General features: G+C 66.5%; 20 protein-coding genes. 2 read left to right on the top strand and 18 right to left on the bottom strand.

Translation table 11 applies throughout. The features are described from left to right. Positions 1-5: 5 nt before the first annotated feature. The 8 genes from QXZ94_RS10350 to QXZ94_RS10315 form a co-directional block, all read right to left on the bottom strand. Positions 6-1,019 carry a Na+-dependent transporter gene (locus QXZ94_RS10350; protein ID WP_315720328.1) on the bottom strand — a complete coding sequence of 338 codons (1,014 nt, stop codon included), beginning with the start codon at positions 1,017-1,019 and terminating at the stop codon, positions 6-8. Positions 1,020-1,148: 129 nt separating this feature from the next. Continuing rightward, a complete protein-coding gene (locus tag QXZ94_RS10345) occupies positions 1,149-2,213 on the bottom strand; it encodes a ketopantoate reductase family protein (RefSeq protein ID WP_315720327.1) in 1,065 nt (354 codons plus the stop codon). 225 nt (positions 2,214-2,438) lie between these two features. Further along, a complete protein-coding gene (locus QXZ94_RS10340; RefSeq protein WP_315720326.1) occupies positions 2,439-3,062 on the bottom strand; it encodes a YitT family protein in 624 nt (207 codons plus the stop codon). A gap of 16 nt (positions 3,063-3,078) precedes the next feature. Further along, complete coding sequence (locus tag QXZ94_RS10335; protein ID WP_315720325.1) at positions 3,079-4,245, bottom strand: amino acid aminotransferase; 1,167 nt, start codon at positions 4,243-4,245, stop codon at positions 3,079-3,081. Positions 4,246-4,431: 186 nt separating this feature from the next. Continuing rightward, on the bottom strand, positions 4,432-4,602 hold the full coding sequence (locus QXZ94_RS10330; RefSeq protein WP_315720324.1) for a hypothetical protein: 171 nt from the start codon (positions 4,600-4,602) through the stop codon (positions 4,432-4,434). A gap of 228 nt (positions 4,603-4,830) precedes the next feature. Further along, positions 4,831-5,187: a cupin domain-containing protein gene (locus QXZ94_RS10325; protein WP_172109449.1), complete on the bottom strand. Its 357-nt coding sequence runs from the start codon at positions 5,185-5,187 to the stop codon at positions 4,831-4,833. 98 nt (positions 5,188-5,285) lie between these two features. Then, positions 5,286-6,248: an alpha/beta hydrolase gene (locus QXZ94_RS10320; RefSeq protein WP_315720323.1), complete on the bottom strand. Its 963-nt coding sequence runs from the start codon at positions 6,246-6,248 to the stop codon at positions 5,286-5,288. A gap of 48 nt (positions 6,249-6,296) precedes the next feature. Beyond that, positions 6,297-7,070, bottom strand: coding sequence for an SDR family NAD(P)-dependent oxidoreductase (locus QXZ94_RS10315; protein ID WP_172109447.1), 774 nt, complete (start codon positions 7,068-7,070; stop codon positions 6,297-6,299). A 246-nt stretch (positions 7,071-7,316) separates the two neighbouring features. Between QXZ94_RS10315 and QXZ94_RS10310 the strand changes: the two genes are divergently transcribed. After that, the gene (locus QXZ94_RS10310) at positions 7,317-8,276 is read left to right on the top strand and encodes a DUF2155 domain-containing protein (protein WP_315720322.1); all 960 of its coding nucleotides are present in this window, start codon (positions 7,317-7,319) and stop codon (positions 8,274-8,276) included. A 5-nt stretch (positions 8,277-8,281) separates the two neighbouring features. Here QXZ94_RS10310 and aat read toward each other — a convergent pair whose 3' ends face one another. The 10 genes from aat to tcuA form a co-directional block, all read right to left on the bottom strand. Further along, positions 8,282-8,962 (bottom strand): leucyl/phenylalanyl-tRNA--protein transferase, encoded by a 681-nt coding sequence (gene aat, locus QXZ94_RS10305; RefSeq protein ID WP_315720321.1) that lies wholly within the window; start codon positions 8,960-8,962, stop codon positions 8,282-8,284. 72 nt (positions 8,963-9,034) lie between these two features. After that, on the bottom strand, positions 9,035-10,123 hold the full coding sequence (locus QXZ94_RS10300) for a sensor histidine kinase (protein ID WP_315720320.1): 1,089 nt from the start codon (positions 10,121-10,123) through the stop codon (positions 9,035-9,037). Continuing rightward, complete coding sequence (locus QXZ94_RS10295) at positions 10,120-10,557, bottom strand: response regulator (protein WP_172109443.1); 438 nt, start codon at positions 10,555-10,557, stop codon at positions 10,120-10,122. Before QXZ94_RS10295 ends, QXZ94_RS10300 begins: the two co-directional genes overlap by 4 nt. Continuing rightward, positions 10,554-12,074, bottom strand: a complete 1,521-nt coding sequence (locus QXZ94_RS10290) for a sensor histidine kinase (RefSeq protein WP_315720319.1) — start codon at positions 12,072-12,074, stop codon at positions 10,554-10,556. The genes QXZ94_RS10295 and QXZ94_RS10290 overlap by 4 nt, the downstream gene beginning before the upstream one ends. A gap of 115 nt (positions 12,075-12,189) precedes the next feature. Further along, positions 12,190-13,539 carry an acetyl-CoA carboxylase biotin carboxylase subunit gene (gene accC / locus QXZ94_RS10285; protein WP_315720318.1) on the bottom strand — a complete coding sequence of 450 codons (1,350 nt, stop codon included), beginning with the start codon at positions 13,537-13,539 and terminating at the stop codon, positions 12,190-12,192. Between the two features lie 77 nt (positions 13,540-13,616). After that, complete coding sequence (gene accB / locus QXZ94_RS10280) at positions 13,617-14,102, bottom strand: acetyl-CoA carboxylase biotin carboxyl carrier protein (RefSeq protein ID WP_315720317.1); 486 nt, start codon at positions 14,100-14,102, stop codon at positions 13,617-13,619. Positions 14,103-14,144: 42 nt separating this feature from the next. Next, on the bottom strand, positions 14,145-14,636 hold the full coding sequence (locus QXZ94_RS10275; protein ID WP_315720316.1) for a type II 3-dehydroquinate dehydratase: 492 nt from the start codon (positions 14,634-14,636) through the stop codon (positions 14,145-14,147). Between the two features lie 247 nt (positions 14,637-14,883). Continuing rightward, entirely contained in the window at positions 14,884-15,645 is a 762-nt protein-coding gene (locus QXZ94_RS10270; RefSeq protein WP_315720315.1) for a DUF1236 domain-containing protein, read from the bottom strand. Between the two features lie 156 nt (positions 15,646-15,801). Continuing rightward, positions 15,802-16,893: a tricarballylate utilization 4Fe-4S protein TcuB gene (tcuB, locus tag QXZ94_RS10265; RefSeq protein ID WP_315720314.1), complete on the bottom strand. Its 1,092-nt coding sequence runs from the start codon at positions 16,891-16,893 to the stop codon at positions 15,802-15,804. Continuing rightward, on the bottom strand, positions 16,880-18,295 hold the full coding sequence (gene tcuA, locus QXZ94_RS10260) for an FAD-dependent tricarballylate dehydrogenase TcuA (RefSeq protein WP_315720313.1): 1,416 nt from the start codon (positions 18,293-18,295) through the stop codon (positions 16,880-16,882). Before tcuA ends, tcuB begins: the two co-directional genes overlap by 14 nt. Positions 18,296-18,496: 201 nt before the next feature. Here tcuA and QXZ94_RS10255 point away from each other — a divergent pair, with 201 nt between their 5' ends. Then, positions 18,497-19,165: a GntR family transcriptional regulator gene (locus QXZ94_RS10255; protein WP_315720312.1), complete on the top strand. Its 669-nt coding sequence runs from the start codon at positions 18,497-18,499 to the stop codon at positions 19,163-19,165. The last annotated feature ends 37 nt before the right edge of the window (positions 19,166-19,202 follow it).

Genomic DNA, 19,202 nt, shown 5'->3' with positions numbered 1-19,202 from the left:
CTGCCTCATTCCCGTGCAGGGCTGATCAAGGCCTGATCGTTTTCACCGGATGGACGTGGCGCAGCGCGCAGGCGTTCGGCGAATGGGCGCAACAGCTGCGGCGCCAGGTGGATCGGAAACTGGCTCATCGCGAAATACAGCCAGGTGGTGCCCGGGATTGCGCCTTCGGTCGCGGCCAGCATCAGCCCCATGTTGCGCAGCGACACCATCATGCCCAGCGCCATCGCGCGCTCGCGGCCGGCGTTGCGGAAGAGCAGCATCGTGGTCCCCAGCAGCAGGAAGAACACCGCGAAGGCGAGCACCGCGAGTCCCAGCATGCGGAACGGGGCTGCCAGCAGATCTGCCAGAAAGTGCGCCATGATGGCGGAAGCGAACACGAACAGAATGCAGATGTTGAAGCCGTCGATCGGCGCGCGGTGGCGGCGGATCGTCTCAATGCCGAAGACGAGGCGGATCGCGGTGGCCGCAGCCAGCGCGCCGGCGAGAATGCCGGCGAGCTTCAGCCCGAGCGTCGCCGGGGATAGCGACAAGGTCTCGCCCATGAACACATAGGCGAACACCGGCGCCGTCAGCGGTACCAGCGCGGTCGAGGTCACCAGCGTGATCAGCACCAGCGTGGCGTCGAGTCCCATCAAGGCCGCGAGCGCCGGCGAGGCCATCATCGGCGAAGCCGTCGCCTGCAGCATCAGCGCGAGGGTGAGGTCGGGTGCGGCGGCATCGGCGCCGGTGAGGCGCGCGATGCTGCCGACGAGGCCGGGCACGGCGATGGTGGTCCAGGCGGTCGCCGCCACCACCAGCAGCGGGCGGCGCAGATGGGCGCGCAGCATCGCGACGTCGACGCGCATGAACGAGATGCAGAGCAGTAGAAAAATCGCTTCGGTGACGTAGGGCCGCGCCAGCTCGCCGAGCGGCGGCACCGCGATCGCCGCCAGCAGCACCGCGACGATCGCGCGCGTGCCCTGGTTGCCGAGCCAGCTCAGAGCCTGCAGGGGGAGAGCGAGAGGCCCGGAGGGCGGCATCTTCATTCCGAACGATGTGAATCAAAGAACGCGCGAACCATGCGATGGTCGCGCGTTCCTGCAAAGTCACATCTCGTTACGGACGATGTCGCGCCCCCAGCTTTGCGGGCGCCGACCGCAGCGCGTGCGTCACTGCGCGGTCGAGCCGCCCAGCACGATCTTCTCGTTGAGCTTGAAATCGACGGTCTGCACCGTCTGGTCGATCTCGGCGCTGGGCATGCCGATCTGCTGCGCGATCAGCTTCACCAGCAGGTCGACGCGCTCGATGAAGGGGGCACCGGCGGCGACCGCGCGCGCCGCGGAGGACGGCTTGAGCAGGCTCTCGGCGGCCTTGGCGTATTTCTCGAACGGCACCTGGTCGCTCGGATCGGCGCCGAGCTTGCGCGCGATCGCGTCGACATGCTCGTAGATCGACTTCGACAGAGCGAGATTGCCATGCACGGCATCGCGGATCGCCTGCGGCTCGCCGCGCGTGATGCAGCGGTAGTTGCCGGTCAGCAGCATCGACCATTTCGCCAGCGGCACGAACAGCGAGTCGAACACCTTGAGCTTCACCGGCACGTCCTGGCCATCGAGCCTGACGGCATCGATGTCGCGCTCCAGCTCGCGCAGCAGTGCGTTGTGCTTCTCGTCCTCGAAGGCGGCAGCCTTGAAGTTCGTCGGCAGGCCGACATGCAGCACGTTGGCGCCTTCCTCCGGCGGACGGAACGCCTGCGGATCCGGCGAGCACAGTGTTACCAGACCAGGGGTGAAGCGCTCCCAGACCTGGGCGTTGGTGTAAGCCTCTTCGAGATCGCTGTCGGCCAGCGCCGGGATGCGCTTGAGGTAGGGGAGCGGCGGCATGTTCATGATCGAGAGGCACGGCAGCTTGGCCTCGGCGATCTTGACCATCAGCACGCGGATGGTGTGGTTGGTGTATTGCGGCTCCTGCATCGCCAGGCCGACGAGGTCATAGCGCGACAGGTCGACACTGTCGGGCGTGGCGGCGTCGAGCTTGCCGGGCAGATCGCGCGAGAAGATGGAACGGTGAGCCGGCTCGTCGCGCAGCTTGATGCGGACTTCCGTGCCTTCGCGGTTGATCAGTTCGGCGGTCTTCTTGCGGCAGACCAGCGTCACGTTGTGGCCGGCCATCAGCAGCTTGGTGCCGAGGAGGGAGCCATAGGAGGCTCCGAGAATCAGGATATTGCGTGCCATGCCTTGGTCTCCCCAGAGATTGGCTTGAGATTGTGCGTTTGCTTTTCTTATTGGTGATCCAGCCGCACCGAGGAGGCCCGTCAGACGCCCCGGAGGGGCGGACGGAGGCGGTAACCCATTGCCTCGATTGCTGGCATACCAGAGCTTTCATCCCATGGAATGAGCCGTCTGGCAAGGTGCGGCGCGGCAGTGCGGCATCCGGCGCGGGTGGCCGTATGGGGCGCCTCAGCTCAGCGCCATGTAGCGCCCGGGCTTGTGGTTGATGGCGATGATGACATTGACGATCACGATGCCCAGGACCGACAGGGCCAGCCGGTCGACCGGAATCACGAAGAACGCGACGATCATGATGAGCGCATCCACCGCGAGCTGGAAGTAGCCGGCACGGATCTTCCAGTGCTCCTGCAGATAGAGCGCGAGGATGTTGATGCCGCCGAGCCCGGTGCGATGGCGGAACAGCATCAAGAGGCCGGTCCCGGTCAGGCCGGCGCCGATCACGGTCGCGTAGAGCGGGTCGATATGGCTGATGTCGACCCAAATCGTCGTCAGCCGCGAGAATACCGCAACCAGGGCGACGGCCACGAAGGTGCGGATCGTGAATGGCCAGCCCATGCGCCGGATCGCCAGCGCATAGAACGGCAGGTTGATCAGGAAGAAGCTGACCCCGAAACCGTAGCCGCTGACGTAGCTCAGCAGCAGCGACAGCCCGGCGGTGCTGCCGACCAGCAGCAATGTCTTGCTATAGATGAGCATGCCGAGCGACACGAACAGCGTGCCCAAGGTCAGCGCCATCGCGTCTTCGTAAAGCTTGTGACGCTCCTGCACCACCGCCTCGGTCACGCCGGTCATCTCGACGCTCGCCGCCTCAGAGCGACTTGAACAGGCCGGCGACCCGCGCGACGTCGGCGAGCTTGAGGCCTGCGATGTTGATGCGGCCGGAGGTCGGCATGTACACGCCGTGCTTCTCGCGCAAGGTCATCACCTCCGCCGGCGTCACCGGCAGCAGCGAGAACATGCCCTCCTGGACGCCGATGGCGACGGTGTTGGACCAGCGGCCGCCGAGCGCCTCGGCGAAGGCGTGGCGCAGCTCCGCCAGTCGCTGGCGCATCGTCTCGAGCTCGCTGCTCCAGTCGGCGTACAGCTCCGGCGTGCCGAGGATCGTCTTCACGATCGCCGAACCATGGTCGGGCGGCATGGAATAGCTGGTCCGGGCGAGCGCGACGAGATTGGACCGTGCCGTCTCGGCCGTGGCCTGCGCGGCGGCGACGGCGTACAGCGCGCCGGTCCGCTCGCGGTAGAGGCCGAAGGACTTCGAGCAGGACACCGCGAGCAGCGCCTCGGGGACGGCCGCGATCATTCCGCGCAGCCCGGCGGCGTCGCCGTCGAGACCGGCACCGAAGCCCTGATAGGCCGAGTCGATCAGCGGCACGAGACCACGGGTCGCGATCACGTCGGTGATGCGGGCCCAGTCCTGCGCGGCCAGCGGGGCGCCGGTGGGGTTGTGGCAGGAGGCGTGGATGAGGACGGCATCGCCGGGCGCCGCGCGCCGCAGCGCCTCCAGCATGCGATCGAGCTGAAGGGTCTGCGAGGCGACATCGAAATAGGGGTAGGTCTCGATCGCGAGGCCTGCGGCTTCGAAGATCCCGGCGTGATTGGGCCAGCTCGGCAGGCCGAGCCAGATCTTGCCGGTGCCGGCCTGCCGGATCAGGTCGGCGGCGAGCCGCAGCGCGCCCGAGCCGCCGGGGGTCTGCACGCCGGCGGCGTGCACCGGTGAGGCCTTGCCGCCGACCATCGTCCACAGCAGGTCCAGGAAGGCCTGGTCGCCTTCCGGCGCCACATAGGCCTTGCTGCTCTGGCTCTCCCAGATCAATCGCTCGGCAGCCTTCACCGCGCCGAAGATCGGCGAGTTGCCGGCCTCGTCGCGATAGACGCCGACGCCGAGATCGACCTTGTCGGCGCGCGGATCGGCCTTGAAGATGCCGATCAAAGCGAGCAGGGGATCATCGGGCTGGCGGGTCAGACGTTCGAACATTGGAGGCAATCCTATTCCGAGTGGGGCGCGCCAGCCGACCATGGGCCGTTGTCGCGACGCCGGGACACTATCTCGGTTGCGTTGCAAAAACAGCGGACATTTCGGCGGTGCTCCGCCTCGTTTCGTGCATGGACGGTCGTGGCGCAAGCCCGTCGCAATGCACAACAACGCGTTGGGCGACCAACGTCAGCCGTGGTCACCTGCGTCGGACCTGGGCGCGAGGTCTGGTTCTGAAGGCTCGATGTCGGCCTTGCCGGCCCGCTTGGCGGTGAGCTGGGAGCGAACCTTGCCATCGACTTTTCGTCCGGTCGCACGCTGCCACTTCCGAAGCTCGGCCGCGGTCAGGATGACTTTCACGACCCGCTCGTTCGGGTGGCTCTCGATTGTATCGATGACCTCCTGAGCGCTGGCCTGCCATTCCTCTTAGGTGTCGTGCAGATCCGTGCAGATCCGCTTGATCTCGTCCCACTCTTCGGGCCTGAAGCAAGCCAGCGCAATCTCCAGAATTGTCTCCATGTCTGTCATGCTCGCCTGTTCCTGTGGATTGGATACTTCAAGCCCGAAGCTCTGACTTTTCCCGGCGCGTCAGATCCGCGGCTTTGGCGCGGGTTCGCGGTCGGCGTCGCCGGAATTCGGTTCGCCCTTGGGTTCGATCAGGAGCACCTTGACTTCCTTTGCCGCGCGCGGACGGTGAACGACGCCCTTGGGGACGACGAACAACTCGCCAGCCTTCACCGTCCGCGAGGGCTCTCCCTGGATGTCCATCTCCATCTCGCCTTCGAGAACGAGAAAGAAGTCATCCGTCGTGTCATGCTTGTGGAACGGGAATTCGCCGATGAACTTCACGACCATCACGTCATTGTCGTTGTAGTCCGCGACCACGTGCGGGTCCCAATGGCTCGCGAACTGGCTCAGCTTGTCGGCGAGGTTCACGGTCTTCATGCGCGGTCTCCAACTGCGATCAACGAGATAAGTTGGCCGCGCTGGCCGGCAAGGCCGGCCAACGCGACGTCGGCTGCAGTGCGTGGGGCAGCGCGATCTCAGACGCCGCTCGGACGATCGAGCTGCTTGAGCCAGGCGCCGATGTCGCGCGCTGCGACATTGGCCTGCTCGAGCAGCTTGCCCATGGTGAAGAAGCCGTGGAATTGACCCGGATGCGTCCGGTGCGTCACGGGTACGCCGGCTTCGCGCAGGCGGCGCGCATAGTCGTCGCCTTCGTCGCGAAGTGGATCGGCGCCCGCCGTCAGCACATAGGCGGGCGGCAGGCCGGCCAGCGTCTCCGCCTTGGCCGGCGAGGCGCGCCAGTCGTGAATGTCGGCCGCGCTATTGAGATAGTGATCACGAAACCAGCGGATCACCGAATGCGTCAGCAGCACGCTGGTCTCGGGCTCGCTGTGCGAGGGATGGCTCATCGCAAAGTCGGTGGCCGGATAGATCAGCACCTGGCCGGACAGCTTGGGCCCTTTGCCGTCACGTGCCGACAGCGCGACGACCGCGGCGAGGTTGCCGCCCGCGGAGTCGCCGCCGACGCTGAGCCTCGAGGCGTCGATGCCGAGCGAGGCCGCGTTATCAGCCACCCATCGTGTCGCCGCGAGGCAGTCGTCGACCGCAGCCGGGAACTTGTGCTCCGGTGCGAGGCGGTAGTCGATCGAGATCACGATCAGCTCGCCTTCATGGGCCAGCGCACGGCAGGCCACATCGTGGGAGTCCAGATTGCCGATCACCCAGCCGCCGCCGTGGAAGAACACCAGCCCTGGTGCAAGGCCATTGGTCTGGCGCACCGTCTTGGGCCGATAGAGCCGTGCCGGGATCGCGCCGTGCGGGGCAGGGATGGCGAGCTCCCGGACGTCCGCAAGCTCGGGCGGCTCAGGATTGCTCACGACGCGCGCAGCCAGATAGTAGTCTCGCGCCTCCTGTGGGGTCAGCGACTCATAAGCGGGCCTGCCGGCCTCCTGGAACGCCTTGTAGACGGCAGCGGCATCGGCATCGAGCTGAACGGGCATGGGCAACGGACCTGTCGAGTTGAGCAAGCGGGTGAGGTGAGGGGGGTGTCAGGCGGCAGTGCGGCCGCCATCGACGGTGTAGGCAGCGCCGGAGACGTAGCTCGCATCGTCGGAGGCGAGGAAGGCGACGATCGCCGCGACCTCCGCGCCCTGGCCGAGCCGTCGTGCCGGGACGCGGTCCACGACCTTCTCGATCGGAACGGCAGCGCCGCTGCGGCCTTCGATGATCGCGCTGAGCATGCGGCTGTCGATCAGGCCGGGGCAGATGCAGTTCACGCGGACATTGGTGCCGGTGCATTCCCACGCCGCGCTCTTGGTCAGTCCGATCACCGCGTGCTTGCTGGCGCTGTAGACCGCGATCTGCGGCGAGCCGATCAGGCCGGCGATCGAGGCGGTGTTGATGATCGAGCCGCGGTTCTGCTTCAGCATCACAGGCAGCACATGCTTGAGACCGAGGAACACGCCGACCACGTTGACGTCGAGCACGCGGCGGAATGTCTCGAGCGGATAGTCGGTGATCGACCTGATCTCGCCTTCGATGCCGGCATTGTTGAAGAACACGTCGATGGTCCCGAAGCGCTCGCAGGCGCTGCGCACATACGCTGCCACCTCGGCCTCGTCAGTGACATCTGCGGCAATGGCCATCGCCTCGGCGCTCGCGGGCAGATCGCCGATGGCGGCCTTCAGATCCTGCTCGCGGCGGTCGACTGCGACGATGCGGGCGCCGCGCGCCGCCAGCCGTTGCAGGGTCGCCGTGCCGATCACGCCGGCCGCGCCGGTGACGACGGCCACCCGGCCGTCGAGACGAATCGAATCAGGCATGTGCTTCCTTCCCTTGGCCCCGGCTTGCAGCGCCTGCGGCCTTGTTGCGTGTTGGTTTCACGCTATCTTCTGATCATGCAACTATCTCATTGGATGAACCAGATGACCACCTCGCGGTGCGCTGGTAAGTCGCCCTTCCCCCGCCGTATTCGGCATGTTAACGGGAGGGCTGATCGAGAGCGGCGGATGGGTCATGACGCGATTTGATTGTCCCGAACCCCGATTCGCCTGATAAAGCCGCGCGAGATGCACCGAACAATCGTCCTGACCGGTATCGCGGCGTTCCTGGCCGCCACATCCCTCGCGCTGGCCGTGCCCGCACGCGCGCAGATCGGTACTATTTTCTCCGATCCCGTGCCTCGCCCGCCGGGCAACATTCCGCGGCGCGGGGAACCGATCCCGCCGCCGGAGGAAGAGGAGGAGATCCCCGAACTGCCGCAGGGCCGCGTGCTGCCGGCGCCGACTCGCCCGCCGCCGGGGCAGGGCGCCGCCCTTCCGGGCCCGGTTCAGTCGCAGCCGCTGGCGCCGCCGCCTGGAATGACCGTCCTGCCGCAGAACAATCCGCCCGTCGCGGCCGCGCCGCCCGGCCAGCCCGGTCAGCGGCCGGCGCCGCCCCGTGGCGCGCCCCAGAACGCGGCGATCCCGCCGAACGGCGCGGTGCCGCAGACGCCGGCGACCATTCAGCCGGGGGACGAGGTCGTGACCGAGCCGCCCGCGCAGAAGATCGTGAACAAGAAGGCGAGCTTCTCCGGATTGGACAAGATCACCGGCCGCATCATCAACTTCGATGAGGAAGTCGGTGAGACCGTGCAGTTTGGCGCGCTCCGGGTGAAGACCGACGCCTGCTACACGCGCCCGGCGACCGAGGCTGCAAACACGGACGCCTTCGTAGAGGTGGATGAGATCACCCTGCAGGGCGAGGTGAAGCGGATCTTCTCGGGCTGGATGTTTGCGGCCAGCCCCGGTCTGCACGGCGTCGAGCACCCGATCTACGACATCTGGCTGGTCGACTGCAAAGAGCCGCAGACCACCGTGGTCAGTGCCGCGCCGGATCAGAAGCCTGCTGCGCCGCAGCCTGCCCAGAAGCGGCCGCCGCAGCAGAAGCAGGCGGCGCCGCGTCCGCCGCCGCAGTACCAGACCCAGCAGGTGCCGCCGCCACCTCCGCCGCCCCAGGCGGGTGGACCGTTCGGCGGCGTGTTCCGATAGCGGCCTCAGCCGCGCCCGGCGATGATCGCGAGCGCATCGGTTCCCGAGAGCGGCCGGTCGACGGGGAGCCGAAGGAAGTTGGCGGCTGGCCCCTGCAAGGCCTTTTCGAGCAGGACGGTGTAGCGCCGGCGCGGGATCTCGACCGCGCCGAACGTCTTGAGGTGCTCGGTGACATATTGGGTATCGAGCAGCTCGAAGCCGCCTGCGATCAGGCGTGCCACCAGGTGCACCAGCGCCACCTTCGACGCATCTCGGGCGCGGTGGAACATGCTCTCGCCGAAGAACGCGCGGCCGAGGCTGACGCCGTAGAGGCCGCCCACCAGCTCGCCGTCCTGCCAGCATTCGACGCTATGGCAATGGCCGAGCGCATACAGGCCGCTGTAGAGTTCGCGGATGCGCCGGTTGATCCAGGTGTCCTCGCGCCCTGGCTGCGGCTCGGCGCAGCCATCCATGACGGCCTTGAAGGCCTGGTTCACGGTCACGGAGAAGGCATCCGAGCGGACCGTGCGGGCGAGCCGTGACGCGACGCGGAAGCCGTTGAGCGGGATGACGCCGCGCAACTCCGGCTCGACCCAGAACAAGGTCGGGTCGTCGGCGCTTTCGGCCATCGGGAAGATGCCGCAGGCATAGGCACGCAGCAGGACCTCGGGCGTGATCTCGGACGCTGCGGAGTCGCGCGAATTCATCCCTTCAGTCTAGCAGGATGTCGAAGCCGGCGCGATGGTCCGTTGGCCGCAGCCGGCATTCCTGCCGTGGGCTCAGCCCATCGCGGCGGCGGCCGGCTTCGGCGCATCCTTGGTCAAGCGGAAGCGCACGACGATCTTGGTGCCGTGATGGCTCGGATCGGGCTCCACCGTCGCATCCAGCTTGGTCGCCATGGCGCTGACGATGCGCTGGCCCATGCCGGTCGAACGCGGGTCGCTGGTGGCGTTGAGGCCGACGCCATTGTCGGCGATCGACAGCACGATGTCGTCGCCGGCGAGCTTCAGCTCGACGTGAATCGGGCCGGGGCCGTCGGGATAAGCGTATTTGACCGCGTTCATCACCAGCTCGTTGACCACGATGCCGATCGCGACCGCGCGGTCCGGATCGATCTCGACCGGCTCCGCCTTCAGGGTGAGCCGCGACATCCGGTTGCCCTCGGCCGACCGGCGCAGATCGTCGAGCAGGGAGTCCAGGTACTGGTTCAGCAGCACGCTCTTGAGATCCTGCGACGTGTAGAGCCGGCGGTGCACCTGGGCCACCGCGGCGACGCGGCCCATGGCGTTGGTGAGGGCGGCCTTGACGTCGTCCTGCGTGCTCGAATTGGCCTGCAGATGCAGCAGCGAGGCGATGATCTGCAGCGAGTTGCCGACGCGATGGTTGACCTCGCGCAGCAGAACTTCGCGCTCGGCCGCCAAAGCGGCGTAGCGGTCGCGCGAGGCCCGCACTTCGGCTTCCGCCTCGTCACGCGCCTTCTGCAGTCGGGCCTGGCGTAGCGCGCCTTCGGCCGCGACCTGCAGCAGCGGGATGAACTCGCCCTGGACGTCCTTGACGAGATAGTCGGCTGCGCCGGCCTTCAGGGCCGTCACCGCGATCTTGGAATCCTGGGAGGCGGTGACGAACACCACCGGCGGCGCATCGGGCAGCGCCATGATGCGCTCCAGCGTCTCCAGCCCGTCGAGCCCCGGCATGTACTGGTCGAGCGCGACCACGTCGATGCCGCCGTGTGCGATGCGCTGCAGCCCGGCGCTGCCGTCCGGCGCATGCTCCACGGTGAAGCCGAGCCGCTTGAGCCCGCGCTCGACCAGCCGCGCCAGCGCCGCGTCGTCGTCGATGTAGAGCAGCGTGGGGGCGGCTGAGCTCATGCGGCGGGTGGAACCTGGATGACGGAGAAGAACAGGCCGAGCTGGCGAATGGCGTTGGCGAAGCTCTCGTAGTTGACCGGCTTGGTGATGTAGACGTTGCAGCCAAGCTCGTAGCAGCGCTTGATCTCCTGGCTGTCGTCCGTCGTGGTCAGGATGACGACGGGCGCGCTCTTCAGGAAGCTGTTCTGCTTGACCATCTTGAGGATGTCGATGCCGGTCATGTCCGGCAGGTTCAGGTCGAGCAGGATCAGCAATGCGTGCCCCTTGTGATCGAGGCCGGTGCCGTCAGCACCCAGCAGATACTTCACCGCATCTGTACCGTTGGTGAACGGCTTGATCTCGTTGTTGACGCCGGAGCGGCGGATGTTGCGCTCGATCAGGCGGGCGTGGCCTTCGTCGTCCTCGATCATGATGATCGTCACGGGCATGGTCATCGGTCTGAGTTCCGGTTTGAGACGTTCCAGTTGATCGGGAGCGTGATGGTGAACGTGCTGCCCTGGTCGAGCTCCGACGCGACCGACATGGTCCCACCGAGCCGGCGCACGAGCGCGCGCACATGCGCCAATCCGATCCCCTGACCCGGACGGTCCTGGGTCCCGGCGCGGCGGAACAGATCAAAGATACGTTGGTGATCGCGGGGATCAATCCCCCGGCCGTTATCCGTGACCTCGAAGATCGCGAAACCCAGCTTGGTTCGGGCCCGGATGGCGATGTCGCCGGGAACGCCGGGCTTCATGTACTTGATGGCGTTGTCGATGAGATTGGAGAAGATCTGCTCCAGCGCGAGGCGGTCGCTGACGATGGCGGGCAGGGGCTCGACGCGGATGGTGGTCTGCGCCTCGTCGGCCTGATGAGCAAGGGTCGAGACGATCTGCTCGATCAGCTCGCTTGTGTCGATGCGCACGGGGACGAATTCACGGCGGCCTTCGCGGGTCAGGTTGAGGATCGCGGTGATCAGGCGGTCCATCTTGGCGATCGACGATTTGATGAAGCCGAGCGCCTCGGAGAAATCGTCCGACAGTTGCTTGTCGGCGCCTTCGAGCTCCGGCTCGGCGCCTTCAGCCGGCGGAGGAGATGCCGAGACGGCCCGCGCCAGCGTCGCGATGCGCCGGAAGATGTCGTTGCGCAGCTCGTCGAGCTCGCTGGTGAAGCCCATGATGTTGACCAGCGGCGAGCGCAGGTCGTGGCTCACGATGTAGGCGAAGCGCTGGATCTCCTCGTTGGCCTCGCGCAGATCGGCGGTGCGCTCGTCGACGGTGGCCTCCAGATTGAGGTTGCTCTCGCGCAGCTGCGCCTCGGCGTCGTCGCGGGCGCGGGTCGAGCGGCGCACCAGCAGCACCGAGATGACGGCGAGCACGACGACCAGCGCCGACCCGGCGATCGTCACGATCGCCGCCAATTGCTGGCTCGCGTCCGCATTGGCGGTCCGCTGTGCCAGCAACCGCTCCTCCTCGCTGCGCATCGCCTCGGCTGTCCTGCGCATCTGGTTGCTGCTGTGGGTCGAGCCCGCGTCGCGCACCAGCGCGACGGCGCCGGCGAGGTCGCCCGAGGCGACGAGGGCCTTCTCACGATCGAACTGCGCCAGCCGGGTCTCGATGACCCGGCGCAGGCGGCCGAGATTCTCCACCTGCGTCTGGTTGTCGGCCACCAGCGTGGTCAGCTTGTCGAGCACGGGCCCGATCGCCGCGACCGCGGCCTCGTGATCCCCGCGGAACTCCTGCCCCTGGGTGAGCACATAGGCGCGCACCGCACTCTCGGCGCGCCGCACTTCCAGCAGCAGCGCATTGATCTGGTTCTCGGCCTCGATGGTATGCACCACCCAGCCGCTGTCGCTCCTGGCCTTGTTGACCAGCAGCACGGAGGCCGTGCTGACCACGACCAGCACCAGAAATCCCGCCGACAACAGCAGGACCTGACCCAGCGTGCGCCTTCGTCTCGCCTCAGGCGCCACCGCATACTCGCATGTCGTTGAAAATCACTGCCCCCTGGCGGAATTGCTCCGACCGAGCAGAACGCAGAGCCGGCCGGAAGGTTCCGGCTCGGCGGCCACTTTTCGAAACGGTGGCTCAGTCGGTCTTCTGACCCGCCAGATACTGCTCGAGCCAGTGGATGTGGTAGTCGCCATCGATGATGGCGGGCTCGCGCACCAGCGCGCGGAACAGCGGCAGCGTGGTCTCGATCCCGTCGACCACCATTTCGTCCAGCGCGCGCCGCAGCCGCATCAGGCACTCGACCCGGCTCTTGCCGTGGACAATCAGCTTGCCGACCAGCGAGTCGTAGTATGGCGGGATGACGTAGCCCTGGTACACGGCGGAGTCGATACGGACGCCGAGGCCGCCGGGCGGGTGGTATTGCTGGATCTTGCCGGGCGACGGCCGGAAGCTGACGGGGTTCTCGGCGTTGACGCGGCACTCGATCGAGTGGCCGTTGATGACGACCTGGTCCTGGGTCATCGGCAGGTCGCCGCCGGCGGCGATGCGGATCTGCTCCAGCACGAGATCGATGCCGGTGATCATCTCGGTGACGGGATGCTCGACCTGGATGCGGGTGTTCATTTCGATGAAATAGAACTCGCCGTCCTCGTAGAGGAATTCGATGGTGCCGACGCCGATATATTTCAGCTCCTGCATCGCCTTGGCGACGGTGTTGCCTATTTTCGCACGCGCGGCTGCGTCGAGTACCGGGGAGGGGCCTTCCTCCCAGACCTTCTGGTGGCGGCGCTGCAACGAGCAGTCGCGCTCGCCGAGATGGATGGCGCCGCCGCGGCCGTCGCCGAGCACCTGGATCTCGATGTGGCGCGGCTTCTGCAGGTACTTTTCGAGATAGACCGAGGCGTCGCCGAACGCCGACTTGGCCTCGTTGGCCGCGGTGGTCAGCGCCAGCTGCAGGTCGGCCTCGGTGTGCGCCACCTTCATGCCGCGGCCGCCACCGCCGGCTGCGGCCTTGACCAGCACCGGGAAGCCGATCCCCTTGGCGATCGCCATCGCGTCCTGGTCCGGGGTGACGGCGCCGCCGGAGCCCGGAACGACGGGAATGCCGAGCCGCTTCGCGGTCTTCTTGGCCTCGATCTTGTCGCCCATCAGGCGGATGTGCTCCGCCTTCGGCCCGATGAAATGCAGATTGTGGTCGGCGAGGATCTCGGCGAAGCGCGCGTTCTCCGACAGGAAGCCGTAGCCCGGATGCACCGCGTCGGCGCCGGTGATCTCGCAGGCGGCGAGCAGCGCGGGAATGTTGAGGTAGCTGTCCTTCGACGGCGGCGGCCCGATGCACACGCTCTCATCCGCAAGGCGGACATGCATGGCATCCGCGTCGGCGGTGGAGTGCACCGCGACGGTGGAGATGCCGAGCTCCTTGCAGGCCCTGAGGATGCGAAGGGCGATTTCGCCGCGGTTGGCGATGAGGATTTTGTCGAACATGGCGTCCTACGAAGCGAATGGCGAATAGCGAATGGCGAGTAGGGAGCAGCACCTTTCGCTACTCGCCATTCGCGCCCTTACTCGATGATCACCAACGGCTCGCCGAACTCGACCGGCTGGCCGTCCTCGACCAGGATCTGCGTCACCGTGCCGGCGCGTGGCGACGGGATCTGGTTCATCGTCTTCATCGCCTCGATGATCATCAAGGTCTGGCCGACCGACACCTTGGAGCCGACCTCGACGAACGGCTTGGCGCCGGGCTCCGGCGCCCAATAGGCGGTGCCGACCATCGGCGACGGCACGACGCCGGGATGCTTCGAGAGGTCGGCGCCGGCGGCGGCCGCCGTGGCCGCGGCGACCACCGGAACGGCCGCAGCTGCCGCCGAGATCGCGGACGGCACGGCGGCGGCGACCGTCACGTTGCGGGCGACGCGGATGCGCAGGCCGGCCCGCTCGAGCTCGATCTCGGTCAGGCTGGTTTCATCCAGCAGCGCGGCCAACTCGCGGATGAGCTGGCTGTCTTCGGACTTGGCCGTGGTCTTGTCGTCGGGCTGGGGCGCCATGATCGTGATCCAGAAACGTTGTGTGACGTGGGGCGAAGGACGTCAGGCTTGCGCCATGATGTCGGTCTTCGGGGCGGACTTGGCGCCAATCTTTGCAGCGAGGCCAGTGATCGCGAGTCGGTAGCCGTCGATTCCAAAGCCGGAAATTGACGCAAACGCGGCCTTGGCCGTGAAAGAGTGGTGCCGGGAACGCTCGCGAGCGTGACTGTTGCCGATGTGCACCTCGATCGTGGGGATCTTCACCCCCATGAGCGCGTCGAAAAGCGCAGCCGAGGTGCCAGAGTGTGCGCCGGTATTCAGAACAATGCCTGCCACCCCCTTGGCCCGGGCTTCGTGGAGCGACTCCACCAGCACCGCGGCATGATCGGACTGGCGGCACTCAGCCGTCAGCCCGAACCGGGCAGCCGTTTCGATGGACAGACGCTCCACATGGGCCAGCGTGACGCGGCCGTCAATCTCCGGCTCGCAGGTGCCCAGCACGTCGAGGGTGGGTCCGTTGAGGACGTAGATCATCTTGTTCGCGTCTTCGGCCATTCCCATCCCGGCGGTGTGGCGGCAGTGGGCGGCGTTATAGGTAACAAAGCCGCCAAGGGGAAGCCTTTCGGCGCCGCCTGTGGGGATGGGGCAGCTTGCCCGTCACACGAAAAAAACCTGCCAAGTGCCCGAAATCGCTCGTTAACCACGCCCGGCTGCCCGGTGCACGCCTGGCGTGTGATCAGTCAGCATAAAGGGGTAGGCATTGCTGCCCACCCCTTTTCTCCACCACCTGCCTGGTCGGGGATCAGGTGTCGAGAACGGCCACGATCTCGTAGGAATGAGGATCGATGACGATGATCTGCTCACGAACCAGGATGAAGTCATATCCGCGCCATTGCGGGTAGATCGTCACGACCTCGGTCGGGAGCGGGTGGAAGCGAACGTCGCGCGGCACCCGGGTGCCGATCGAGATGTTGAAGTTGACGTTGGTCACCGGCTCGACGCGCTGGCTGCGGATCACGCTCGTGATCTTGGTGCGCTGCTCGGTCGAGAGCTTGGCGCCTGCGCCGGCCTGTCCGGTGGTGGTCTGCGAGCGATCGCCGCCGGTCTTGGTCTCGGCGTTGGTGCTGGTGCCGGTCTTGCTGTCGCGGCCCTCGGCCTTCATGTTGTTGTCGCGGCCTTCGCGACCTTCGGCCTTCATGTTCTTGGTGCCGCTCTTGTCATTCTCGGAGCTCATGCTCTTCGAATTCGGGCCCTTCATGCCGTCCTCGGCGCGCTGGCCCTTCGTCTCGGCACCCGATTTCTGACCCGACTGGCTCGAGCGCATGTCGGACGAGCCGCCGGCCGACGGCGAGGCGCTGTCCCGATTCATCGCCGCGCCGCCGGGCGCGTTCATGCCACCGCTCGAGGCTCCGCCAGAAGCGCCGCCGGTCGCACCGCCCTGCATCGCAGCGCCGCCGGACTGGCCTCCCGCGCCGCCTGCACCGCCCGCGCCCTGCGCATGAGCAAAGCCTGCACCCGCCAGTAGCGCGATTGCAGCAACTGATACCATCAAGCGATTAGTCATCCTCGATCCTCCTCTGTCGTGGCACTGCCCGCGCCGACAACGGCAGGACATTGGAGTCGTTCCGCGTGCGCCCGATGGTTCCGAAAAAATGTCACCGGTCGCGACGAAATGAACGAATGCTCAGGCTGATGAACGCCGGATGACCAAACCGGATAGTTAGTGGCGCTCGCGGGCGTAGCGAACGAGCGCCAGAAATCGATAGAGGCCGTGCACGAACTTGCCATAGGGCAGGGTGACGAACAGCGCGAACACCGCACCAAGATGCAGCGCCAGCAGCACGCCCATTGCGCTGCTCTCGCGCAGCAGGAGAAGCGCGAGACCGGTTGCGCCGGTGAGCCCGAGCATGGCGAGGAATGCGACGTCCATGCTGCGGCTGCCCTCATCCATCATCGCAGGCTCCCGCTTGCGTTTCGCGGCATAAAGACCCAGCGGCCCGATCACGATGCCGATCCCGCCGAGCGTACCGAGGACGACCGGCAGATCCCACAGCGGGTAGGGCGCCTCTCGTTGCAGCAGAAAATGATAGAGCGTGGCGACGCTGGTCGATGCGAAGCACAGCAGGAAGCCCCAGAAGGTCAGGTGGTGATAGAAGCGCCTGTCATCCTTCGGCCGCTCGTCCTCATTGTAGCAGCCGACGCCGCCGCCATCGAGGTAGCGCAGGCTCGCGGCATCGCGAATCGCGCATAGCAACGGGCGTGGCTCTGCCAACACCGACGCCGGTTCTCCCATGTCGTGCCAGAACGCCCGCGCGCCCTGGATCAAGGCGACGATCGCCCACAGGAAGGCGGCGCCGAACAGCGCGGCCATCGTGGTGTGCGGCATCAGCGCGTAGAACGAGCCTGGACCATGCCGGCTCGCAAGCAGGGCACTGGGGTCGTTGAACGCGACGAAGCCGATGATGAAAAGGGCGATGCTGACGACGGTGATCAGGGACACTGCGAGGCCGTTGCGCCGGAACAGCGGCGCCAGCGTGCGCGGCCAGGCGTAATCGGCGTAGCTCTCGTGCCGGACACGCGCCAGAACGGAGGGGACGCGAACATCGAATTCGTGTGGTGGCGAGAATTGGCAGTCGACATAGCAAGCCCCGCAGGAATGGCACAGATTGGCCAAGTAGTTGAGATCGCCGCCGGAAAAGGAGCGCCGCAGCTCCATCGCCGGAAACACCGCGCACAGGCCCTCGCAATAGCGGCAGGAGTTGCAGATCGTCATCAGGCGATCCGCCTCGGTCAACGCCTCACTGCGCTGCATGTCTTGCTGCTCCGCGGCCTGCAATACGTCCGAACACACTGCCGATGGTCATGCCGATGCCGGCGGCATAACCGCGGCCGAGCACGTTGCCGGCCATGATCTCGCCAGCGGCATACATGTTCTGAGCCGAGCCTCCGGCTTTCATCATCATCCTGGCGTCGTGGTCGACCCGGACGCCGAGATAGGTGAAGGTGATGCCGGGACGCACGGGATAAGCATAGTACGGACCGGTATCGATGCGCCGTGCCCAATGCGATTTCGGCGGCGTCAGGTTCTCGGTGCGGCAATCGTCGAGGATGTCGGGATTGAAGCTGCCGTCGCGCACCGCTGCGTTGAACGCGGCGACCGTGGCTGACAGTCCGTCGGGATCGAGGCCGAGCTTGCCGGCAAGTTCGGCGATGCTGGCGGCCTCGATCGCGGGATAGAGCGACGGCATGAACAGATTGGCGGATTTGGCGTCGAAGACGATGTAGGCGATCTGGTCCGGTTGAGCCGCGACCAGGCGTCCCCAGATGGCATAGCGCTTCGGCCAGACGTCCTCGCCCTCGTCGTAGAAGCGCATCGCGTGCTTGTTGACGACGATGCCGAACACGACGCAGTCCAGCCGGGTGATGATGCCGCCGTCATATTTCGGCGCCCGCGCGTCGATCGCCACCGCGTGACACTGGGTCGGGTCGCCGATGCTGTCCACGCCGGCGCCGAGCAGCATGTCCAGAACGGTGCCGCGGTTGTTCGGTGTGCCGCGGATCAGAAAGTTGCGCGCGATCTCGCCCCAGCCTTCCACCAGTCTGTCGATGTTGGATTCGAAGCCGCCGGCCGCGGCCACCAGCGCCTTGCCGCGGATGCGCGTCCTGCCGTCGCGCTGCCGGATGATCGCCGCGCGAAAGCGATCGGAGTCGATATCGAGCGCCACCACCTCGGCCTCGTACAGCACGTCGACGCCGAGGCGCTCGGCGGTGAGATAGAGCGCATTGAGCATGGCCCGGCCGCCGCCGAGGAAGAATGAGTTGGTCCGCCCCAGGCTCAGCGTGCCGCCGAGCGAGGGCTGGAAGCGCACGCCTTGCTCGACGATCCAGTCGAGCATCTCCTTGGACTCGCGGATCATCATGCGCGCGAGCTGCTCGTTGGTCTGGCCTTCGGTGACGCGCAGCAGATCGTCCCAGAACTCGTCCTCGGTGTAGGGGCCGCTCAACGTTGCCGTCGCCGTGTCGTGGGCACAGCGCATGTTGCGCGTGTGCCGCGTATTGCCGCCGCGATAGAACTTCGAGGCCGCTTCCAGCACGAGCACCGAGGCGCCGGCGTGCCGGGCCGCGATGGCCGCGCACAGCGCCGCATTGCCGCCGCCCGCGACGACGACGTCGTAAGCCACGGGATGCTCGGGAATATCGTTCTCAGCCGTCATGACTCCTCGTTCCCGACGCAGGGCTGATCGGGCGGGCCGGCCCCTCCTGCTGTGCACGCTCGCTGTTCGGCTGCGACGCCCGCAGAGACCGCCGGAACGTCGTGCGCCGAGAGAATGACGATCTCGATTTCGTATACTATTGTATACAAAAATATGCAACAGCGGCTGTTGTTCAAAGCGAGGGTGTGAGACAGTGCGGTCATGTCCATCGAAACGCGCACGTTCACGATTGATCGCGACAACGTCTCGCTCGGCGAGGCGGTGTTCCGTGCGCTGTGCCAGGCCTTGGAGAATGGCGTCTATCGCGCGGGCGACCGGCTGCGCGAGGACGAGGTCGCCCAGCGGCTGAACGTCAGCCGGACGCCGGTCCGGGAGGCCTTCGGCAGGCTGATGGCGAAGGGCTGGGTGCAGCCGGCCGGCGGCCGCGGCTTGATCGTGCGCAGCCTTGACCAGAACGACATCCTCGAACTCTACGCGATGCGGGAGATCCTCGAAGGCGCGGCGGCACGACTCGCGGCGCAATATGCCGCGCCGGCCGAGATCGCGGCGCTCCGCGACCTCCATGCGCGGTTTGCGAGTGGAGAGGACGCGGCCGAGTTGGCGCGGCTGAATCGTCTCATGCACGGGGCGATCCAGCGTGCCGCACGCAATCGCTATCTGGATTCCGCGCTGGCCGACATGCACGTCGCGATCTCGCTGCTCGGCACCACGACTTTCGCGGCAGAGGGACGCCCCGGCACGGCGGCCACGGAGCATGCCGAGCTCATCGAGGCCATCGCAGCCCGCGATCCCGACCGCGCCGAGAAGATTGCGCGGGACCACATCCGCGAGGCGCTGCGGACGAGGCTGAGCATGAAGCTTTCTCCATAGAAGCGTGCGCGTCGCGCCGTTCAAAAGCGAAAGGCCG

Source organism: Bradyrhizobium sp. SZCCHNS2022 (assembly GCF_032377575.1).
GTDB classification, from domain to species: domain Bacteria; phylum Pseudomonadota; class Alphaproteobacteria; order Rhizobiales; family Xanthobacteraceae; genus Bradyrhizobium; species Bradyrhizobium aeschynomenes.
Note: the sequence above shows the minus strand (reverse complement) of the source record. Positions and strands in the feature narration are given on the sequence as shown.

Excerpts from the sequence above, each read along its gene's own strand:
- QXZ94_RS10350 (WP_315720328.1), bottom strand. The coding sequence starts at position 1,019 with ATGCCGCCCTCCGGGCCTCTCGCTCTCCCCCTGCAGGCTCTGAGCTGG.
- QXZ94_RS10340 (WP_315720326.1), bottom strand. The coding sequence starts at position 3,062 with ATGACCGGCGTGACCGAGGCGGTGGTGCAGGAGCGTCACAAGCTTTAC.
- QXZ94_RS10310 (WP_315720322.1), top strand. The coding sequence starts at position 7,317 with ATGCACCGAACAATCGTCCTGACCGGTATCGCGGCGTTCCTGGCCGCC.
- QXZ94_RS10300 (WP_315720320.1), bottom strand. The coding sequence starts at position 10,123 with ATGAGCTCAGCCGCCCCCACGCTGCTCTACATCGACGACGACGCGGCG.
- tcuB (WP_315720314.1), bottom strand. The coding sequence starts at position 16,893 with ATGCAGCGCAGTGAGGCGTTGACCGAGGCGGATCGCCTGATGACGATC.
- accC (WP_315720318.1), bottom strand. The coding sequence starts at position 13,539 with ATGTTCGACAAAATCCTCATCGCCAACCGCGGCGAAATCGCCCTTCGC.
- QXZ94_RS10325 (WP_172109449.1), bottom strand. The coding sequence starts at position 5,187 with ATGAAGACCGTGAACCTCGCCGACAAGCTGAGCCAGTTCGCGAGCCAT.
- accB (WP_315720317.1), bottom strand. The coding sequence starts at position 14,102 with ATGGCGCCCCAGCCCGACGACAAGACCACGGCCAAGTCCGAAGACAGC.
- tcuA (WP_315720313.1), bottom strand. The coding sequence starts at position 18,295 with ATGACGGCTGAGAACGATATTCCCGAGCATCCCGTGGCTTACGACGTC.
- QXZ94_RS10315 (WP_172109447.1), bottom strand. The coding sequence starts at position 7,070 with ATGCCTGATTCGATTCGTCTCGACGGCCGGGTGGCCGTCGTCACCGGC.
- aat (WP_315720321.1), bottom strand. The coding sequence starts at position 8,962 with ATGAATTCGCGCGACTCCGCAGCGTCCGAGATCACGCCCGAGGTCCTG.
- QXZ94_RS10275 (WP_315720316.1), bottom strand. The coding sequence starts at position 14,636 with ATGGCCGAAGACGCGAACAAGATGATCTACGTCCTCAACGGACCCACC.
- QXZ94_RS10270 (WP_315720315.1), bottom strand. The coding sequence starts at position 15,645 with ATGACTAATCGCTTGATGGTATCAGTTGCTGCAATCGCGCTACTGGCG.
- QXZ94_RS10255 (WP_315720312.1), top strand. The coding sequence starts at position 18,497 with ATGTCCATCGAAACGCGCACGTTCACGATTGATCGCGACAACGTCTCG.
- QXZ94_RS10320 (WP_315720323.1), bottom strand. The coding sequence starts at position 6,248 with ATGCCCGTTCAGCTCGATGCCGATGCCGCTGCCGTCTACAAGGCGTTC.
- QXZ94_RS10295 (WP_172109443.1), bottom strand. The coding sequence starts at position 10,557 with ATGACCATGCCCGTGACGATCATCATGATCGAGGACGACGAAGGCCAC.
- QXZ94_RS10335 (WP_315720325.1), bottom strand. The coding sequence starts at position 4,245 with ATGTTCGAACGTCTGACCCGCCAGCCCGATGATCCCCTGCTCGCTTTG.
- QXZ94_RS10345 (WP_315720327.1), bottom strand. The coding sequence starts at position 2,213 with ATGGCACGCAATATCCTGATTCTCGGAGCCTCCTATGGCTCCCTCCTC.